This is a genomic window from Roseiconus lacunae (assembly GCF_008312935.1).
GTDB lineage: Bacteria > Planctomycetota > Planctomycetia > Pirellulales > Pirellulaceae > Stieleria > Stieleria lacunae.
In genome coordinates, this window is record NZ_VSZO01000006.1 from 18,711 (window position 1) to 39,743 (window position 21,033).

The window sequence follows — 21,033 nt, forward strand, 5'->3', positions numbered from 1 at the left end:
GAGAGACTTGTCCCGCTTCATCTCGATTCCTGGACACACCCAATGCAGAACGTGTTGACTGAGGCAGCGATCGCTTTTCGATTTCGTTTTCTGTTACCACCTAGATGGGTTCGTCATCGCATTACGAACGATGGATCAGATCGCTTGATTGGAATCTCGTCGATATTGCAACGATCCTGCATCATCAGATCCCTGCAACGGCGTATGCGCTGACACTAACACATTCGGTGGATGCTCGAGTGAGTCCAAAAGGTCAGTCACATACGACAGATGAGACTCAATCGCAATCGCACCTGCCATGTGATCGAGCCCGAGTTTCAAAAGGATGCTTCTTCTCCGATTTTCAACCGTGCGCATCGAAACGCGAAGTTCTTTCGCAATCTGTTTGTTGAGATAGCCCTTAGCAATCATGCGGAGCACAGGGCGATCACGATGTGATAGCTCCGAGACCCGTTTTGCCAGCTCGGATTGTGACTTCCTAAGACGTTGATAGTGTCGATACCAAGCGGTCACGTCCTGAGCCATCCCGCGACTCCGGTAAACACGACCGGCCTCGTTTTTCTCACCATACGTTTGAACGGCGAGAACACGTTCCGCACCGCGAATGTCGCGGACAGCCCGCAAGTGACTTTGCCTTCCGTCGGTATTGAATCGTTGTTCGTGCGTAACCGCCAAATCAATATTGGCCTCGTGTTCGGCAACCAAGAAATCAACGATTCGGCGACCGATCAGTTGATCTGCAGGGTACCCCAGCACCGCCTCTACCGAACCACTCAAAAAGGTGATCCGATAGTCCACGTCATTGGAGAAAAAAAAGTAGGGCGCACCGAATCGTTCGATCGTCGGCATCTCTTCGGTTGCTCCGCTCATGGGCTCGTGTGGGTCGGTGTGGGATCAAAATGACATCGCTGAAAAATAATGCGAGAAGGGCAATCGAACCCCGTACTCGAAACATGAAAAAACGGTGAATCTTGATTGCGCTACTGTACAGAAATTCCGGGTCCGATCTTCCCCGTCAGCACCACACAGCTCCTTTGCAATATCAAACGACGACCGATGTAAAGCCAGCGCGCCATTTCACACGTATTGCCAGGGTCGGCCTCCATTCGTTTCCAGTAGTTTCGCCCGGAAATTGATTCAGAATAACCGCCCGCAAGGTCGGCGATCTATCTGCCGTCGTCTTTTGCCTCCCTCGGCAATCCTTCGCCAACAAAAGGCCGAGATCGCGCCGCATTCTCGATGGATTCACGCGGTCCGCTCTCAGAAAAGTCTGCAGAAGTTTGCCGGACGCTTGCAAGAAGTTGCAGCCATCGTTTTGTGATGCAACGCGCCGCCGATCACAAACCGCTTTTTTTGTACCGATTCAACAGGCGAATCGCTGCTCGATCGTTCGCATCTGCGTCCGCGTGTGCGGCGTTGGCACAGGGAATGCCATACGAACGCTTCGTCCCTCCCTGAACAGAACGCCAGCACAAAGGCTCTGCCTGTGACCCTCAAGAGACAACCACCGTTCGTCTTTGTTGGGTCCTTAACGATCCGACCGTTTACGGAATAGGAACCGTCAAATCCGCAAGCCTCTGTGTCCCTTCCATCCAAGCCCCCAATGACACACCGGAAACTTTCGTTCATGCGCACCAATTTGCTACTTGCCGCTTTCGTCGCAGTCGGGTCGCTTTCGATGACAGGGGTTGGGAATGTGAATGAGACCGTTCACAACTTGTTAGGTGTAGCGACTGAGCGACCCAAACATGGAACTGAGATTCACGCTTCCAGCGCGACGATTCCAAGCCATTCAGACGACCACGGCGTCAAACCGCTCTCGAGCGAGGTTCACCACGCGAAACATAAGATTGTTGTTACCAGTCCTTTGATCAAAGATGTCACACTGACTCAGCCGTACGTCTGTCAGATTCACTCACGGAGACATATCGAAATTTGTGCGCTCGAAGGTGGTTATCTAAATGAAATCTTAGTCAACGAAGGTCAGCGAGTTTCTAAAGGGCAAGCGATGTTTCGAATTCTGCCGACGCTCTACGAGGCGCGACTCGAAGCCGACCTAGCGGAAGCTGAACTGGCACAAGTGGAATTCGATAATACACAAAGCCTGGTAGAGCAAAACATTGTCTCGAATCAAGAATTAAAAGTGTCGAAAGCAAAACTTGGAAAAGCTCAAGCCAACGTCAAGCTGGCTCGGGCAGAAATGAACTTTGCGGAAATCAAGGCGCCCTTTGATGGCATCGTTGACCGCTTGAAGGAACAGGAAGGAAGTCTTGTCGATGACGGCGCGATGTTGACCACGATGTCCGATAACAGCGTTATGTGGGTCTACTTCAACGTGCCAGAATCTGCATATCTTGAATACCAAACGGCACTGAATAATGGACAAAGTCAAAATAGCTTGTCGGTCCAATTGCAGCTTGCCAATCATACCCTGTTCGACCAAATAGGGTCGATCGGTGCGATTGAAGCCGACTTCGATAATGAAACTGGCAACATCGCTTTTCGAGCCGATTTCCCTAATCCGCACGGTTTACTTCGCCATGGTCAAACGGGAACGGTGCTGATCAACCGAACCAAAACCGATGCGATCGTCATCCCACAACGATCTAAGTTCGAGATTTTAACGAAAACGTATGTGTTCGTCGTTGGTCCGGACAACGTAGTTCATCAACGGGAAATTGTCATTGAAGACGAACAAGAAGATATCTTCTTGATCGAAAAAGGACTAATGCCGAACGATCGAATCCTCGTGGAAGGGATCCGACAAGTACGCGACGGCGAAACCATCGCCTATGACTATCACCCACCAGAAGCGATTCTTGCAAACTTGAAGTTTCACGCCGAGTGACCCTTCGAAGTTATCTCGTCCGAGCTGCCTCACACGCTCGTCGCACTAGCTCACCGGGAAGTTGTTAACCGAACCACATGGTGTGCTCTCTATCTATTTCCAACTCGCTTCAACGTACTTGGAAAACCACACTCCTTCCGACGTTGCCTTGTAAGGTTTCCAACCACCATGTTCGAGAAGTTTTTGCATCGTCCTGCATTGGCCATCGTCATCTCCCTATTGATTCTGTTCATGGGCGGGTTGGCGATCAACGTGCTACCGATCTCGCAGTTCCCATCGGTCGCGCCGCCAAGCGTTCGAGTATCGGTGTCCTACCCGGGGGCAAGTGCAAAGATCCTAATCGATTCAACGATGGTGATTTTGGAACAAGCCATCAATGGCGTTCCAAACATGCGTTACATGATGGGTGACGCGACGAGCGCCGGTGAAGGCACAATCCAAATCGTATTCGAACCCGGAACGGATCCCAATGTCGCTGTCATGAACGTCAACAATCGTGTCCAGATGGTCAAAAACAATCTGCCGCCGATCGTTGAACGTGAAGGCATTATCGTAATGCAGAATATGACCAGTATGTTGATGTATGTGAATGTGTTCAGTCGGGATCCCAACGTCGACCAGAACTACCTCTATAACTATGCGACGGTCAATATCCTTAACGAGATCAAACGAATACCCGGAGTTGGACGCGCTTCGATTCTTGGCAACCGATCGTATGCGATGCGCGTCGAACTTGATTTAGACCGAATGCGGGCATACAAGGTTGACGCCGAGGACGTTATGAAGGCGCTCGACGAGCAAAGCATGATCGGCTCTCCCGGACGGCTCGGCCAAGCGACAGGTTCGACCTCCCAGACACTCGAATATGTGCTCACCTGGGTTGGACGCTACAAGACACCCGAAGAATACGAAAAAATTATTCTGCGTGCGTCTTCAGAGGGTGAGATTTTACGACTTGGTGATGTCGCCAGTATTTCGCTCGGCTCTTCTTTCTATGATCTCTATTCTGACATCGACGGTTTACCGGCCGCGGCGATCGTCCTCAAGCAGACCCCAGGATCCAACGCAGCGGACGTGATTGCGAAAGTCAAAGCCAAGGTCGAGGAGATCAAACAGAAATCATTCCCGCCCGGAATGGACTACGCCGTCACCTACGACGTTTCAAATTTTTTGGACGCATCGATCGAAAAAGTATTACACACGCTGTTTGAAGCGTTTGTCCTTGTCTCACTAGTCGTCTATCTATTCCTCGGTGATTTCCGTAGCACACTCATCCCGACGATCGCGGTCCCGGTTTCATTGATCGGCACATTCTTTTTCATGCTGATGTTTGGGATGTCGATCAACCTGATCACGTTATTCGCACTCGTCCTTGCCATTGGTGTCGTCGTCGACGATGCGATCGTTGTCGTCGAAGCGGTTCATGAGAAGATGCATTCGAAACATTTGGGACCGTATCAAGCTACTCGTGAGGTAGTGCGGGAAATCAGCGGAGCCATCATCGCGATTACATTGGTCATGACCGCCGTTTTTATTCCGGTAACATTCATGACTGGACCGGTTGGTGTCTTCTATAGACAATTCGCACTCACGATGGCGATGTCAATCGTCATCTCCGGAGTGGTCGCCCTCTCCTTAACGCCGGTCTTGTGTGCAATGATTTTGAAGCCACATGATCAGGACCGCCAGCCTGCGATCGTCGCCAGACTAAATCAAATATTTCACAGACTTGCCGGTCGCTACGCATTTCTTGTTCGGGCTGGAGTGTGTTCGCTTTTTGGTGTCGCGATCGCATTGCTGACACGGTGTCTATTGCACATCGAAATTGTTCATGAAGTCATCGCCGAGCAGGTCGAGCTTTCAGAAGCGAGGGTTCAAATCATCGCCGCGATCGTCGGATTGTTAGCGGCGTTCTCGCTGCGGGCCACGTTCTCGGGATACGCGGGATCGCCTCAGTGTCGAGGTCCGATCGGCGTCTTTCTTCATGCGTTCGATCAAGGTATCGAAAGAGTGACCGGCGGCTATGCGGCCTTACTTCGATGCATCATCAGCCGAAGAATAGTCACTGTCTTGGTGATCGCCTTGTTTTCCTATGGGATCTTAGTTGTCAATAAGGTGTTGCCAACAGGATTTATCCCCCTCGAAGATCAAGGAATGATTTATGGCATCGTACAAACGCCTCCTGGATCGACATTGGAATACACCAATGCAAAGTGTCATGAACTGCAAACAATTTGTAACGAACTTGAAGAGATCACCTCGGTGTCCTCGATCGCAGGCTATGAAGTACTCACCGAAGGACGAGGGTCAAACGCGGGAACGTGTATCATCAACTTGAAGCCTTGGGCCGACCGAGAACTCACGTCCAAACAGATCATCGACGAGTTGGAACGACGAGGAACGAAGATTGCTAACGTCAAACTGGAGTTCTTTGAACCGCCGGCGGTTCCAGGGTTTGGCGCGGCGGGCGGATTCTCTGTCAACCTATTGGACAAGACGAACAGCGGAAACTATGCCGCTTTAGGCAAGGTGACCGAGAACTTCATGGAGTCGTTGAATCAGCGCCCCGAACTGAAAGGGCTGTTTACGTTCTTTGCGGCGAACTACCCACAATACGAAATTATCATTGACAATGATGCCGCGATGCAAAAGGGCGTTTCAATACGTGACGCGATGGACAATTTGTCAATCGTGATCGGGAGTACGTGGGAGCAGGGCTTCGTCCGCTTCGGTCAGTTTTACAAAGTTTATGTTCAAGCCGCGCCACAATTCCGCCGCTATCCGGAAGACCTTGACAATCTATTTGTCAAGAACGATACCGGTGAAATGGTCCCGTATTCGGCCTTCATGAGGATCGAAAAGAAACAAGGGCTGAACGAAATCAGTCGCTACAACTTGTATCCGACCGCACCTATTCAAGGGGCACCGGCAAACGGCTATAGCAGCGGCGAGGCGATCGCCGCGATCAAAGAAGTCGCGGCAGAAACGTTGCCGAACGGATTTGATATCGATTGGCGAGGACTGGCGTACGACGAAGCTAATGCCGGAAACACCGCAATCTATATTTTCTTGATCGTCGTGATCTTTGTCTACATGGTGCTGGTCGGCCAGTACGAGAGCTTTATTATCCCAATCGCCGTTCTGGCATCGCTTCCTATCGGGATTTTTGGATCCTTTCTATTACTTCACTCAATGGGATTGGCCAACGATGTGTATTGCCAGATCGGGTTGGTGATGCTTGTGGGGCTATTGGGAAAGAATGCGATTCTAATTATTGAATTTGCCGTTCAGCGACGCCAGCAAGGGCTTTCCATTGGAGAAGCCGGCATCGAAGGAGGAAAGTTGCGTTTCCGTCCCATTCTGATGACGTCGTTCGCCTTTGTCGCCGGTTTAATTCCTTTGGTTCGTGCAACTGGACCGGGTGCAATCGGAAATCGTACGATCGGAACGACCGCGGTAGGTGGGATGCTCCTTGGAACCCTCGTCGGAGTGATCGTTATACCGGGACTGTACTTTTTGTTCGCGACAATCGCAGACGGACGACGGTTGATTCGTGATGAACACGACGAGCCCCTCAGTGAAATCTTTGAACGTCAAAACGGTGGGATTCGTTAGCCATGCACAAAGATTTCCATGTCTTGATCGTCAATAGCGATCCCGACATTCGACAAACGTTGGAAACAGAACTGAGCGAGTTGGCGAAAATTGATACGGCCGGGTCAATCAACGAAGGAACCGACAAATTTAGCGTCGGTGACTTTCACATGGTCATCGTCGACAACAGTCTACCGGGTGAGCAACGGGGTGCAAACTTTATCGCGTTATTACGAGAGCAGCAATCGAACACGCCCCCAATCGTGATCACCCTTCAAGGAGGTGTTCAGTCACCGGCTGATGCGACTTGGCGAGGAGCGATCGATATCGATAGTCAAGCGAACAATCTTCAATCGGTCCGACATCAAGTCGTTCGAGCGGCAGAACACCATCGACTTCGAATTGAAAATCGGGAACTAAAAGAAAGAATGGCTGCGGCGGGTGATATGAGCGGGATTGTTGCCCAGAGTCGAGCCATGCAAGAGCTGGTGACTCAGATCCGCCAGCTCGCATCGACGGACGCGACGGTGATCATTTGCGGCGAAGATGGTACGGGTAAAGAGCTGATTGCGAGAAAAATCCATGATCAAAGCATCCGATCCCAAGGAACGTTTGTGCCTTTGAACTTGAAGGTATTACCAGAAGGGTTATTGGAATGCGAACTATTCGGTCAAGAACATTCCCCGTCCGCCGGTGCAGCTAGATCGAACTTGGGATACTTTGAGTTGGCTGCGACCGGGACGTTGTTCCTCAACCAATTCACAGAGATCGCAACCGAGAATCAGCTCGATCTATTCCGGGTCTTGGAAACTCGACGTTACTCGCGCGTCGGTGGAAAAATTGAGCGTCATGCGCATGCTCGGATCATCTTGGCTACCGAACGTGCTGGTTACCAGGCATCTGATGACGGCAAGTTATGGGAAGATCTTTGCGACCGACTGAAGATCGTCCACGTTAACGTCCCGCCATTGCGCTCACGTCGTGAGGACATCCCATTGTTGGTCAATTACTTCCTGAATTGTTTTTGCAAACGACATCGTCAGTCACGCAAAACCATCACGCCAAACGCGATGAAGCGGCTCGTCTGCGCTCGCTGGCCCGGTAATGTGCGTCAACTGCGAAACGCGATCGAGCGAATCGTAGTGACTTCGGCACACGACGTGATCCAAACAAACGACTTGCCGGATGAGCTATTTATCAGTGATGGTAGACAAATCTCCGTTTCACAATCACTAACCGAGATCACTGAGCGAGCTGAAAAGAACGGGATCAAGGACGCTTTGATTGCTAACAATCACCATCGAGAGCTAACCGCCAAGGCACTGAAGATCAGCGTGCGAACACTGCACTACAAAATGAACAAGTACGATCTTTACTGAAGCAATTAATCCAATATCGAAACTCGCCGCCCGTTGAAATGAGATTCGAAGGCAATCGCAGCTGGGGACGGATTCTGGTACACAAGTTAACGCCGTTCTAGCCCAACCAAGGACCACTTCTCTAGGCCTACCGCAATAAACGTCTAGAACGAAACTCCCGCCGATCCACCGCATACTTCTAAGACTGCAAGTGGTTCAGCATCAAACATCTGGCCATCGATCGCTTTCCCTAGCATCGGGCTTCGTTGGTCAAAATCAAAACAACTGCAGAGCCCGCGGCTTGGCAGGTAAACACGCGTCTTCGGGTCTGAGCATCTGGATAACACCCTCCCGCTCGCAGGAAGGTAAAGAACGATGTGTAGATACCAATGCCCAGTGGAAGAGTGAAACGACTTAAGCCGAAACATTCTTGCTCAGCTGCTTAGCACACTGCCGACTAGCACACTGCCGGCTGATAAATCGGTTGTGATTAATTCCCAGTTGGGTTCTGAGATGATCCAACTTCTCCTGCGAACACACCGGTCTATTGGACTGGCGTTTGGCTATCGAGTCGCAGATCTTGCGCGGAATTCCGGTTTGTCGCATTGGATTGACAATTGTCATGATGTCATCCGCTACGGTCTGCCGCTTTGTATTGAAACGAGCGATTTCGTTAATATCCAGTCCGGCGAAGCTTGAGCTCAACAAACGATTCCACTTGCTCACGAACGGCCACTTCGGTCGGTAGTCGTTCCATCGAACTGGCACCGTAGAAGCCGTGTATCTCGCATCGCTCGAGCATATACTTTGCGTCTTCAGGCATCGAAATCGGACCGCCATGGCAAAGTACCAAAATATCGCGACGAACACTACGTCCCGCTTCCGCAATTGCGTTGACACGCTCGACGCAGTCATCGAGTGAATTGGCAGTCTCGGCGCCGATCGCTCCACCGGTCGTCAGTCCCATGTGAGCGACCAAAATATCCGCACCCGCATTGGCCATTTTGACCGCCTGGTCTGGGTCAAAGACGTAGGGTGTTGTCAGCAACTCAAGTTTTCTTGCGGCGGCAACACAATCGACTTCCAAGTCATATCCCATCCCAGTTTCTTCCAAGTTGGCACGGAAAGTTCCATCGATCAAACCAACCGTCGGAAAGTTCTGGATTCCGGAAAATCCGAGTTCAATCAACTCACGTAAAAAATGGTCTCGCAGCATGAACGGATCGACGCCGCAGACCCCGGCAATCACGGGCGTAGATTGAACGACCGTTAACACCTCTTTCGCCATGTCTTTGACGATGTCGTTGGCGTTCCCGAATGGCAACAATCCAGAAAGAGACCCTCGTCCGGCCATTCTAAAACGACCCGAGTTGTAGATTACGATCAAGTCGATTCCCCCTGCCTCTTCGCACTTCGCGGTGATTCCCGTTCCGGCACCGCCGCCGATAATCGGGGTACCATCGGCGATTTTCGCTTTCAAACGATCAAGGATGTCGGTTCGATTCTGACGCATACAACTCGGTGTGATAGTAATAATTGATTAGTCCGTATCTCTTATCGAGCTGGGCTACTTCAGCGTCACGTTGATCGGTTCGCTCCCCACTTTGGCGTCGGTAGCGACGACTTTGTCCGGAGCATACTGGCCAGCCTTGACTTTAAATACACGATCTTTGGGAGCCGAAGGTATGAAGGATTTTCCGTTCGCTCGTACTGTGTACAGGGTTGTTCCCGTATTCGCATCGATCAATTGGACAACGGGATCGTCGACATCGAACGTCAATTTCCCCAGCTTTCCCCAGGACGGCGGGTTGTAGTTGTCGAGTTGAGAAATGGTGCGTGGCCAACCGGGGTATTGTTTGGCATTCGAATCAGTCACGTCGACGTTGCGCGGCCAGCATTCCATCGTGATCGTCCGCTGGTCCTTTTGAAGTCGAACGATTCCAAAGCCCGCTGCACGAGTGTTAAGCAGCTTGCCTGCCGGCGACGGTTCTGGATTAGCTGCCGCATAATTGGTGACTTTGTTTGCGAATCCATCCAGCTGGTCCCCGGTGTATTCCGGGCTACCGGGCTCTCGGTTTTTGCCAGGTTCGAGTGGCTGCCACCACCGTAAGTACAAGTTTGCAATCGAAGGCACACAGAACGACCAAATGGCATCACGGTGTTCGTCGATGCCATGATGAAAGATGGTCGCCAAATGCTGGTCACCTGCGAGGTGAAAAGCAAAGCCCTTGCGAAGTGTTTCGAGCGCTCGATTGCGGCCCGATTGGGGCCAACCATTAGAATCCATATCCGCATGCAAGCGTCCGTTGGCCGAACCATGAATGTGTGCGCCACCGCAGAAAATGGTTTGCGACAACGCTACTTTCATTTCAGCGTTACGCCAGTCGCCAGACCAGTTTCGCAGAAATTTTAGCTGGCGTTCTCCGAGCAATACGGCACCGTCAACGTCAACGCTGGCAGGATCGTATTCCGGATTGCGAATATGATCGGGACGAGGTCCTTGCTTGGGGACACGGCCAGCCGGACCTGTCTTGAATTTACGATCTTCAAGAATGGCAAAGTCGACGTTGCCCCAGTTGAGGTTCGTGAAGTAAACGCCAATTCCTTGGCCGATCTGGTGAGGGTCGATCGGATCGGGTAGGTGACTCGTCTGCGCACGTTCGACTTCCTTCACATAGGGAGCCGGTTTCGCATATCCACCATCGGCGGCACCGCTGAGCGTGGAAATTTTCCCACTTTCACCCCATAGGTTTGGTTGGCCGACATCATGGTCATCTGGCAGGCAAACGGTCGGACAATGTCGGATGATCTCGCCGAAATCGCGGCCAAATTTCAGCCAAGCCGCATAGTGACGATTATGGTCGTAAACTTGATCGCCGGAGAAAAACAGCAGGTCCGCGTCAACCCGCTTCACGTTGTCGATTAAGTCTTGCCGTGAGATATCACCTCCATGCGCGGGGTGAATCGAGTTCCCGGTGAACGCGGCAATCACGATCTCGCTTTCGTCGACAGGATTCTTACGAATCGTCCCTTCGTAGAACGCTTCATTGCCATGAGCGACCCGGTAGGTGTGGGCTTGGCCATCATCCCAACGTTCGACCCGAAACGTTGCCGTCCACCCCGGTTGGATCACTTCGGTACGGTCAATTTCCACCCAATTGCCTTCTCTTTGAATCTCCAATCGCACGACTTTTGGATCATCGTCGGCGAGCGGATACAACTGGGCGGTCAGCTTGAGGGTCTGATCGCTGACGGTATAGAGCGCGAAGCAGATGAGATCCTTTTTGTCGACCTTGGGAATGCTCAAATCGGGGCGTCGTGGACGTGAACGATTTGCCTGAGCGAACGCCGAGCTTCCAAAGCTCAACAACATCGCAACAAGAACCGAAAAGCGAACGATGGTCTTCATCGGGACTCCCGAAAGAAACATTGAAACGGCGGGGCGACGATAGTTTATCTGCTAACGACGCCGACGACAGCGGGCGTTTGTTGATCAGCCGAATTTCGATCCACACGGAAATTTGGCTTTCGCCAAACGAACACCAGGAACAGCGGAATCAGGAAATGCGGCGCACGAAGTACTGTCTCGTGAATGTATTGATCCGCCCCCCAGTAGATCAACGTCATCGACATCCCCGCGACCGGACGCGCCAGCGCGGTGAGCATCCCCCAGACTGCAGCATAGCCGACGGCAATCTGCCTCAGCGGGGGGACAAACAGCAGAACACAAACGGCAAAGTCTAGCACGCCGGCAGCACGCAGGACCGTTTTCGCGGATTCATACTCCAATCCAAGTGTCAGCGTCGTCATCGCAAAGAAATTCCCCGGGGTTGGCCACCATCCGATCGCATAAGATCCATGCCCGGCAAATGTGGTGACGACGGCGATCATCGCGATGATAATGGTGCCCCGATGAGTTGGTCCTTTGACGATCGCCGTTGTCAACAGTAGTGGGGATAAAACCTGGCCGCCATGTTCGATTAGCATCGGAAGTTGATACTGGGCAGAGACATATTTCGCATAACTCAATATCCCCAACATAAGCGTACTCGTCGTCAAGATCGCGAGCTGGACGTAGGACGTTCGGCGCGCGGTCAGCGAAAGGACAGCCGCTAACGCATAGAACCAACCGATCCACACATTGCAGCGCTGCACCCAACCGTCACCGGCACCCGACCCCACGAATTCGTCCCAGCTGATTCCTAACCACTGCGCTATCTGATAGGTCGAGTCTTGCCACAGTAAAACGCCGTACGGGCCTTCCCAATACAGATGCCCCCACGCCCAACCGCCGAGACACAAAAACGTAGCGAACCTTAATAGAATCATCGCTGTGCGTGGGTCATTGGCGTGGTGAATCATGGGAGAGATCGTCGAGGCTGGTGAAGGACTTTCGCGCGGTGCGGAGTCTGAAGTGGCGTAGCGTGGTTTCTAAACACGCATGATCAGTGCACGGTGATCTTGTTGCTTGAACTACCAATGCGAGCGACGGCATGGTGCGAACGACGTCGCCAAATGAAACCGTCGAGCACGTAGTGAGTGACCTGTGGTACGGCAAGCAACGGCGGGATGACTGTCTCAAGGCCTTCGAAATTCCAGGCGGATCCGAACAGCCATTCTCGTTCATGCCAAACGCCGCGATCCCAAACTAACTCTTCGACGTACGCCAGTACCCAGATTAGCCCAACGAATCTGGAGAGTTGCCATATCATTCGAGTTCGCCGCTGATCCGTCGTCTGATCGGATGTCGCGTCCGGGCTCACGGCTGCTTGCTGATACCAATAAACCAAAACAAGATACGGGATGCCATGGATGATTACATTGGTCACCGTAAATGCGTAGTCAGAATTGAACACGATGATGCCGACATACCAGCACAGGGCGGTTGTCGATACGACAAGGTCTTTCCCTGGATTCCATTGACCGGCAACGAAGCCGCGGTAGAAGGATCGTGATGCGTAAGCGACTAAACTGATCCAATAAAACGGTTCTAAAACCACGGATAAGTCCAGCGACAGTTCCGCAAAGTCATTCGCCTGAAACCACCAGAACTTCCGTGGCAGGTTGGAATGCCAGTAAACCAACGGATAAACAGTCGCGAGATAGATCGCGGCCGTATCGATCCACTTTCCAATCGCTCCATGATCGTTTGCTTTCCGCCGATACAATGCAACCCAGCCATATTGCTGCCGGATAAAGTGGAATACCGCTAGGTACGCTAAGCAGCGCCAGAACATCGCGGAACTCTCGCTATAGAACGCCCAACCAACGGTAAAAGCAAGCACCGGGGTCAGCCCATATAACCAGGGCCGACGTCGCAGTTCACCGGGATCGAAATAGACACGAAAGCCGGTTGCGTAGACGTGGGCGACATCGATCAGCAAAATCGCGATCACCCACGTCCAGTCTGGCGTGTCGTCATGCAGGACTCCGAAATAGTTCCCGATCCCTAAAAACGCAAACGCTAACAAGCAACTCCCACCGAACGTCAATACATCGATCCGTGGTCCGAACAACCACGGCAACTTTGTCAACGGCGTGTTGGAGGCGGCACGACTCATCTTTTCTCAGGTAAGTTCACATCGATCGCATCAGACTCGATCGGCGGCATCCGATAGCAGATCGCTTGCCGATCATTGCGAACCAATACGTAGCGGCCCGCGACCGTGGGAATGTTCCAAGTTTTTGAGTTTAACGCGTCCAGCCTCAAGAGCTCTTCGTAGTCTGCGAGCGATGCGTTTACAAACACCAAATCACCCTGCTCATCTTGGACAACCAGCACATCATCGACCAGGATCGAATGCCCTTCTTCGCTTCGTTGTCGCCGTGGTTGTGTCCAGAACACACTCGGTTCGGTGAGATCGACCGCCTGAAGTGATCCGTTGCTGATTCCGAATGCGACCTGATCCCGTACATTTGCGTGCGTGAATTTCGTCTTCAAGACTCGATTAGATCGCCAAACGTCTTCTGTACTCCAGCCGCTATCGCTGCGATGGACCTGAACGAGGGCACTGCCACCGCCGTAGCCTTTTCCGACGAGGACCCGACCTCCTGGCACCGGCAATGCCGACGCGCAAGTCGCACCGGTATTGGTCGATCCAGGCCAGTCAAACGACCACAACGTTTTACCATCGGTGAGACGATGCCCGCTAACAGTTTTCTCGTTCACCGAAACGACGTGCCGATCACCGTCAAAGGTCATCAGCATCGGTGACGCGTAACTAAGTTGATCGTCGCCACCTTTCCATCTGATGTCACCATTTTCGCGATCGAAAGCGATGAGTGAGAAAGCGTCCGAGGACTCCCGCGGTCCACCTAAAGGGACGATGCAAAGGTTATCGACGATGAGTGGCGAGGGGGCATATCCCCACGGAGCGGCAGCTTCAAATTCAACTTGATTCCAACCCGCGATCGAGAGCAAATCTTGTGACCAAACCACATTGCCTTCCTCGAGTGTGACACACCACAGGTGCCCCGTCGCGGTGGTCGCATAGACCTTCCCTTGGTCGATCGTCGGAGTCGACCTGGGGCCGGTTCCACCAAGGGTATTGTGATGCAAGCCTTCATGCTGCGTCATCCACTCCAAACCACCGTCGGCGATACGGTAGCAACTCAGGCATTCCTGGTCGTCACGTTGCTCGAGCGTTACCGCGAAGCCACCAGACACGGAAAAAGAGGACCACCCTTGACCGATCCCATGATCCCAAACCACTTCAACCTCGGCAGGATCCATCGGAACTTGAAACAACCTTTCGGAGATGACGCCGTTTCGTGCCGGGCCCAAAAATTGAGGCGAGTCGAAAGCGGGCTGCTTTTCCTGAGAGGCGGAGGTGCCGGTTCCGCTCTCTGATCGCTCGTCCGATTGCTTCACCGATTCGAGTACAAAACTCTCTCCCGCGGCAAAGCGAGACTTGAAGATCGGTAGCATTTCGCCGCTAAAACCATCAAACCGGAAAAGCACGACGAACCCGATCAAAAGAGCGACCAATAAGCCCGGCAAACGAAACCGATGACCGGCACGCCAATCAACCCGATAGATACTAAAGAGCAAGTAAACGGCGGTCAGACCGACCGCCCCGATGCCGATCAAGTTTGCATTTTGATGATCGAAATCCGGTGCGAGGTATTGAGCGACGACGGCGACACAAATTCCGATCAACAGGAGCCCCGACGCGACAAAGATGCTTCGCACCGCGCGCCGAGAGTCCGCTTCGGGGGGGAACATCGAGCCGGAACCTGAACTCTGATCTTCCGGTGATTGGAAGCCTTCATCGCCGACGTTGGGACTGACTTGTTCGGGTGAAGACGGTGGCTGCTGATTTTTCATTTTTGACCAATGCCGGGATCGCAAGCTGTTGGGGGACCGAGAAACGCGATGCCAAAACGGGGGGGAGAGGATTTGGCAAGGTCGACGGACGATGTCGACCACGCTGGGTTCCGCCCTTGCCGGGGTGTGAGTTAATATGTCTACCCGTTCATTCGCCGATTCTTTCCCGATCTTGTTTTACTAACGATGGAGCATGCTTACGAGACCGCTCGCCGACTGCGGAAGAACATGGAGTCGGTGATGTTGGGCAAAAGTGAAGCGATTCGCTCGATCGTCCTAACACTGCTCGCCGGGGAACACCTGCTGCTTGAAGACGTACCCGGAGTCGGCAAGACGTTGGCCGCAAAAGCGTTAGCCGGCAGTATTGATACCGAGTTTAATCGCATACAGTTCACTCCCGACCTGCTACCGAGCGACATCACTGGCAGTTCGATTTATCGCAGTGACGACCAGAAATTTCAATTTACGCCGGGTCCGATCTTCGCCAACGTCGTCTTGGCAGACGAAATCAACCGCGCGCCGCCACGAACTCAATCGGCATTGTTGGAAGCGATGAGCGACGGCCAAGTCAGCGTCGACGGTAAAACCTACGTCTTACCACAACCATTCATCGTTGTAGCGACGCAGAATCCGTACGAGTTCGAAGGCACCTATATTTTGCCCGAAAGCCAAATGGATCGGTTCCTGATGCGAACGAGCGTCGGTTACCCAGAACCGGAACATGAACGAAGGGTTTTGCAATCGCATCGCGACGGTGAACCGGTTGATTCGATCCACAGTGTAGTGACCGCCGATGACGTGCTTAAGGCGCAATCTGCGGTACGGCAGGTGCGATTCGACGAGTCACTTCAAGACTATTTGTTAAAAATAGTGGTCGCAACGCGAACGAGTGCTGATTTCCGTCTGGGGGTAAGCACACGAGCTGCACTAAGCTTTTACCGTGGTTGTCAAGCGAGAGCGGTGACCGAACAACGTGACTTCGTCATTCCCGATGACATCAAGGCCCTGGCAGTGAGCACCTTGTCACACCGCGTCCAATTGGATGACTTCGCGACGCAGTCATCGCGTTTGGTCGTCGAAGAAATGATCACGCAACTGTTGGAAACCATTCCCGTTCCGGTGTAGCGTTACCCTCATTGCGTCAACCGGATCGACCGCTTTACAAAACTTTGTAGAAACGGTCTGTCGATCGTCTTCGTCGATATTCGCCTGCGATCGGGGAGGCCATCACGGGTCGGAAAATACGTCAAAGACTGACCTTTGGCGAGACGAACTCTCGACGCAACCGACGTTGCCGAATCCCGATGGTCGAGCGAAGTTTAACAAAAGGACTCAGCGAGAGATGACACGATTTGGAATTATTGGAACCGGACGCATCACACGGCGTTTGGTAGCCGATTTGCAATCGACACCGTCGGTCTCTGTGACGGCGATCGCGAGTCGTCAACAAGAACGCGCCGATTGGTTTGCATCCCAGTACGGAATCGCAAATGCCGTCTGCGGATACGACGAATTGCTCCGCCGCGATGACGTCGATGCCGTTTATGTTTCGCTGCCACCGGCGCTGCATGCGACCTGGTGTGTCGCGGCGGCACGCGCAAAGAAGACCATTCTTTGTGAAAAACCACTCGCATGCAACGTTCAGCAAGCCGAGGAAATCGCGAACGCGTGCAAAGCGGAAGATGTACGATGGATTGACGCAACCGCCTATTTGCATCATCGCCGAACCCAGGAAATGCGCGCGATCGCACAGCGCGGTGATCTCGGGAAAATAGGTCATGTGTCTGCGTCTGTCTCCTTCTATCGACCATTCCAGGATGGAGAGCATCGTCTGGACAAACGACTCGGCGGCGGCTGTTTGCTTGACCTCGGATGGTACACGGTCAGTCTTGCCTGTTTGATGGCCGGAAGTGTGCCCGAGCGTGTCTTTGCGGATCATGCGGTGGTGGAAAATGATGTGCCGATCCGTACGTCTGCGACACTTTGGTTTCCTGGGCATGTGACGGCGACACTTTCATTTGGGTACGACACATCGACACGAAAATGGTTCGAAGTCGCCGGAAGCGATGCATCGCTCATCTGTGACGACTTCACTCGTCCGTGGGCGGACCGCCCCTCACGATTCTGGATTCACGATGCTAACGGTAGCGTGACCTCGAATGAGATTTCTGACCGCCAAGAAATTCGAATGATTGAAACCCTGGTCGGAAGTGAGTCGCTCGAAGAGTACAACCGACTCTCTTTGCTGACGCAACGCGTGCTTAGCCAACTCGATCGGTCGGCAAAACAGTCGACGCCGGTTAAGATGACCGAACCAACCGAACACAACCCCTCGTCACTTTCGGAGTCGACATGCGAGTAGTTGTTGCGATTATCCAGCCAACCAAGCTATCTAATGTGCGGGACGCCCTGCGTGAACTGGATGTCGAAGACATGACGATTTGCGACGCAATGGGCTACGGTCGTCAACGCGGGCAAAGCGCCCTTTTCCGAGGGAACGAATACAAGGTCGACCTGTTGCGGAAAGTCGTTGTCGAAATCATGGTCCACGAGGACCAACTCGAGCACGTGATCGATGCCATCACACGACAAGCGTTGACCGGTTCGGCAGGTCAAATCGGAGATGGAAAGATCTTTGTCTTACCCGTTGCTGACGTGATCGACATGGCTGACGAACATCCCGAATATGAACCGGGCTGGTAAACGCTTACCCACCAATGACTCCCACCGGCGTCCGGTCACGTCAGGCGTCTTGGCGTTTGCACACGTACTCCGTGGAGATCACTTTGACGAATCACTTCCGGTGGTCGCGGATTTCTTGAGCTTCACCAACTCCATTCGTTCGGGACGGTCTTTGTAGAAACGGTCCAACGGATAACACCCGCTGACCATCCCCTTCCGCGGGGCCGTGGTGCAGTCGCTGAAAGTTCGGCAGATTTTTTTGCGCTGTTGCGTTTTCCCTTCCAAGACATCCGCCGGTAGATCGGGATACGAAAGCACCATACGCCCCAACCCAACGGAATCGGCTAAGCCTTGACTAACGACAGCCTGTGCGACACCAGGTAAATAATCCTGCAAGTAGGTGTAACCGGAGCCGACGATGAACATCTCCGGGAATTGCTTTTTCAATTCGGCGGTCGCCATGATTTGTCGGTCGACACCGATCAACGGTTCTTCCGGTGGATCGTATCCGTCGCTCGGTGGGAAAAACGCCGGACGTTGTATGTGCGGGTTGTAATAGGGGCTTCCGGCGGTAGTACAAAGCAGCTTGATACCAAGTGACTGCATCAGATCAAGAAACTTTTTCGGTTCCTCCAAATCGATCCCGTCGGCCGCGGCGTTCGCGCCAAACACCAACCTTGGATCCCCCGCCTCCTCAGGCTCGCCGATATTGTCGATGCCTTTGTGAAATGGCAACACATCGAACATGCTTAACCGAACACCGATCTGCATGCCCGGTGCCTCCGATGCGATACCTTCAACGATCGCCCGCAAGAATCGGGTTCGATTTTCGAAGCTGCCACCGAAGGGGCCCGGACGATCGACGCCACTCAAAAGCTCGTGGCCCAGGTATCCGTGACAGTGTTTTACATCGACAAAATCGTAGCCGATATTTTGAGCCGTCTTTGCTGCCTTGATGAAATCGTCGATCAGCGACTTAAGCTCATCGTCGGTGATCAACCCCGCGTCCGAATCGATCTGCACCCGTTTATCAAGAACGGGATTGCGCTGCACCGCCCGGGGTTCCGGTGTCATTTTTTCGTTCGGCCGGGCATAGCGACCTGAATGGGTTAACTGAAGCCCGACGACAAGCCCGTCCGTCTCGCCAAACCGGTCCTGATGCGCCTCGGTCAATGATTCACGCAGGGCAGCAATATCACCGACAGTTTGCTCGGTCAAACACAACTGATTCGGATTGGCACGACCATCATGACGCACCGCTACCGCTTCTCCCCCCCACATCAACTTCGCACCGCTGATACCAAAGTTCTTCCACCGCCGGCGGGTCAGTTCGGTTGGTCGTCCGTCTTTGGTCCCATCCCAACCTTCCATCGGCAAGATGCAATAGCGGTTCCCGATCGTCAGTGGCCCCACTTTCGCGGATCGGGCCATGGGACTCTCCGATCCGCAGCGGACCACTTCCTCTCGCGGCATCCGCAACCCGAGTTCGGTTAACCGTTGGTCAAAGTCTTGAAAGGTTTTAAAACTTGCGATGCGTGGATAGTTCGCCATGAATGATCAACGTGACAAAAGGATGAGATCAAAAATTGGATGAAATAGGAGACAAGGGATCAGGTCATCGGATACAGGTCCAAGATCCGGTCGAGACGAACGATTCTTCACCGCAGACTGCGCGTCCGCTTCGGTCGCAATCTGAAGTCTGTAGGAGAGAGCGATACGATAAGACCGGGACGCAAACCTGTGATCCGAATGTGACAGCGTCACGAGTTGGCGTAGATCGGTGGGAAACGTTCTGGTTTGAACATTCCATGTCACCTAACTGTGACTTTTCTGTTGCACTCGCTCACACAACGAGCGGAGTCGCATGCACACCGATCAATCGCTGCAAGTCCTCCCGAATCTGTGACAGAACATCCAAGTCCGATGAAGGTCGTTCGGGGGATCCCGGGTATGTCAAGCTGGTTTTGATCTGCTCACGCAACTTGAGGAACATCGCGGCGTTGTGCTTGTACGCGGGAACGGGGCGACGGAATGCAAACGTCCCCAGATACTGCAGGAGATCATTAAGTTCATAAAATCGTGAGTCGCCCTGTAGCCACAATTCATCACGAATCGCGAAAGCATCCGGGGCAAACGTGCTCAAACCGAGCAGGTAGTCGCTTCCGTACATCACCATATCGATCGCCAAGTCATTGCCCGTCAGAACCTTAAAGCTCGGACGGACACGATCGCGTAGATTCAAACGCTGCCATTCCAACTCACGACTGAGCGAAGAATGCTTTGCCCCCAAGCATTTTTCGATTCCCATTAAGGCTTCGTAGACGTCAAGCGAATAGATCTGGCCAAAAGGTGCAAACATTTGGCCTAGTTCAAAGGCATAGAAGCTATCGCAGTCGCTGGCGATGGCTTCGTAAGCCTGGATGATTTGGTCGTCGCTTTGGTGCGCCAGTCCGTACGACTGGAAGATGATCGGGGTTCCACCGAATGATTGGATCTGCTCCATCGATGCGGCATACGATGATCGATCAAAGTCGGCCCCTGCTTGATCACCAACGAATGCTCCCGCGACGAAGTCTCGGCCGTTAGCAAGTGATTGGGTTCGTCGAAGCGTTTCGATACGGGTGCCAGCATCGATCAGATTTCCGTAACCGGTGTCCATATTGATCGCTGGTACCAAGTTCGCATCGAACGTCCTGACCACATGGGCATCGAAACCTTCCCAGTCGACCGATGTACCTTCGGTCAACGGTAGCAAAATCGCGGACATCCCGGTGACTTTTCGTCGTGGCCTTAACAAAGCTGTCGGTTCAATCGGTGGCATCGGTCGATCATCAAAAAGTGGAACGGGGGGAAGACACTGCTTCGTTGGTTTGTCGCTGGAACGCCTTCATCTTCCCGCTCAAAGAAGGATGAAGGACTTCGACCGCGACTCCAGGTTCGGACTCTCGGGGTGAAACATCCATCACGCACCGAAGGAACGACTCCAATACCGACGCAGCGACTTGGAGTTCACAAAAACGTGAACGTCGCACTATCCGATCTTCGGAGAGAGTCATCCAAGCCGCTAAGAAAATACCAAGAACGATTGACGCAGTCTTGGTAAACCGCCACATTCTTTTTTGCAAATCGGGCAAAATCGATGTTTGCCGATTCTCCTCGTTTGCGTCGGCGTAAATTTGGGTCCCAAACAGCCGCTTCCCCCAATTCTTCATCGCAACAATTCT

At 52.8% G+C, this 21,033-nt stretch carries 14 protein-coding genes; 6 read left to right on the top strand and 8 right to left on the bottom strand.

The window, feature by feature from the left end:
- Positions 1-135: 135 nt before the first annotated feature.
- The gene (locus tag FYC48_RS09965; protein WP_149496565.1) at positions 136-870 is read right to left on the bottom strand and encodes a LuxR C-terminal-related transcriptional regulator; all 735 of its coding nucleotides are present in this window, start codon (positions 868-870) and stop codon (positions 136-138) included.
- A gap of 733 nt (positions 871-1,603) precedes the next feature.
- On the opposite strand from FYC48_RS09965, the gene FYC48_RS09970 reads away from it, so the two are divergent.
- From FYC48_RS09970 to FYC48_RS09980, 3 genes are all read left to right on the top strand, one after another.
- Complete coding sequence (locus FYC48_RS09970; protein ID WP_235034181.1) at positions 1,604-2,848, top strand: efflux RND transporter periplasmic adaptor subunit; 1,245 nt, start codon at positions 1,604-1,606, stop codon at positions 2,846-2,848.
- A 168-nt stretch (positions 2,849-3,016) separates the two neighbouring features.
- Entirely contained in the window at positions 3,017-6,463 is a 3,447-nt protein-coding gene (locus FYC48_RS09975; protein ID WP_149496566.1) for an efflux RND transporter permease subunit, read from the top strand.
- 2 nt (positions 6,464-6,465) lie between these two features.
- Positions 6,466-7,821 carry a sigma-54-dependent transcriptional regulator gene (locus FYC48_RS09980; protein WP_149496567.1) on the top strand — a complete coding sequence of 452 codons (1,356 nt, stop codon included), beginning with the start codon at positions 6,466-6,468 and terminating at the stop codon, positions 7,819-7,821.
- Between the two features lie 652 nt (positions 7,822-8,473).
- On the opposite strand, the gene FYC48_RS09985 is transcribed toward FYC48_RS09980, so the two are convergent.
- The 5 genes from FYC48_RS09985 to FYC48_RS10005 form a co-directional block, all read right to left on the bottom strand.
- A complete protein-coding gene (locus FYC48_RS09985) occupies positions 8,474-9,313 on the bottom strand; it encodes a phosphoenolpyruvate hydrolase family protein (protein ID WP_149496568.1) in 840 nt (279 codons plus the stop codon).
- A 54-nt stretch (positions 9,314-9,367) separates the two neighbouring features.
- Positions 9,368-11,209 carry an alkaline phosphatase D family protein gene (locus FYC48_RS09990; RefSeq protein WP_235034182.1) on the bottom strand — a complete coding sequence of 614 codons (1,842 nt, stop codon included), beginning with the start codon at positions 11,207-11,209 and terminating at the stop codon, positions 9,368-9,370.
- Positions 11,210-11,253: 44 nt separating this feature from the next.
- Entirely contained in the window at positions 11,254-12,129 is an 876-nt protein-coding gene (locus FYC48_RS09995; RefSeq protein ID WP_200836579.1) for a hypothetical protein, read from the bottom strand.
- Positions 12,130-12,245: 116 nt separating this feature from the next.
- Positions 12,246-13,361, bottom strand: a complete 1,116-nt coding sequence (locus FYC48_RS10000) for a hypothetical protein (protein ID WP_149496570.1) — start codon at positions 13,359-13,361, stop codon at positions 12,246-12,248.
- Complete coding sequence (locus FYC48_RS10005) at positions 13,358-15,127, bottom strand: outer membrane protein assembly factor BamB family protein (protein WP_149496571.1); 1,770 nt, start codon at positions 15,125-15,127, stop codon at positions 13,358-13,360. The genes FYC48_RS10000 and FYC48_RS10005 overlap by 4 nt, the downstream gene beginning before the upstream one ends.
- 228 nt (positions 15,128-15,355) lie before the next feature.
- On the opposite strand from FYC48_RS10005, the gene FYC48_RS10010 reads away from it, so the two are divergent.
- From FYC48_RS10010 to FYC48_RS10020, 3 genes are all read left to right on the top strand, one after another.
- Positions 15,356-16,252: an AAA family ATPase gene (locus tag FYC48_RS10010; RefSeq protein ID WP_149496614.1), complete on the top strand. Its 897-nt coding sequence runs from the start codon at positions 15,356-15,358 to the stop codon at positions 16,250-16,252.
- A 217-nt stretch (positions 16,253-16,469) separates the two neighbouring features.
- Positions 16,470-17,489: a Gfo/Idh/MocA family protein gene (locus FYC48_RS10015; protein WP_149496572.1), complete on the top strand. Its 1,020-nt coding sequence runs from the start codon at positions 16,470-16,472 to the stop codon at positions 17,487-17,489.
- Positions 17,480-17,830: a P-II family nitrogen regulator gene (locus FYC48_RS10020; protein ID WP_149496573.1), complete on the top strand. Its 351-nt coding sequence runs from the start codon at positions 17,480-17,482 to the stop codon at positions 17,828-17,830. The genes FYC48_RS10015 and FYC48_RS10020 overlap by 10 nt, the downstream gene beginning before the upstream one ends.
- A gap of 78 nt (positions 17,831-17,908) precedes the next feature.
- Here the strand turns inward: FYC48_RS10020 and FYC48_RS10025 are convergent, their stop codons facing one another.
- Positions 17,909-19,360 carry an oxidoreductase gene (locus tag FYC48_RS10025; protein ID WP_149496574.1) on the bottom strand — a complete coding sequence of 484 codons (1,452 nt, stop codon included), beginning with the start codon at positions 19,358-19,360 and terminating at the stop codon, positions 17,909-17,911.
- A 292-nt stretch (positions 19,361-19,652) separates the two neighbouring features.
- The gene (locus tag FYC48_RS10030) at positions 19,653-20,576 is read right to left on the bottom strand and encodes a dihydrodipicolinate synthase family protein (RefSeq protein WP_235034183.1); all 924 of its coding nucleotides are present in this window, start codon (positions 20,574-20,576) and stop codon (positions 19,653-19,655) included.
- Positions 20,577-21,033 lie beyond the last annotated feature (457 nt).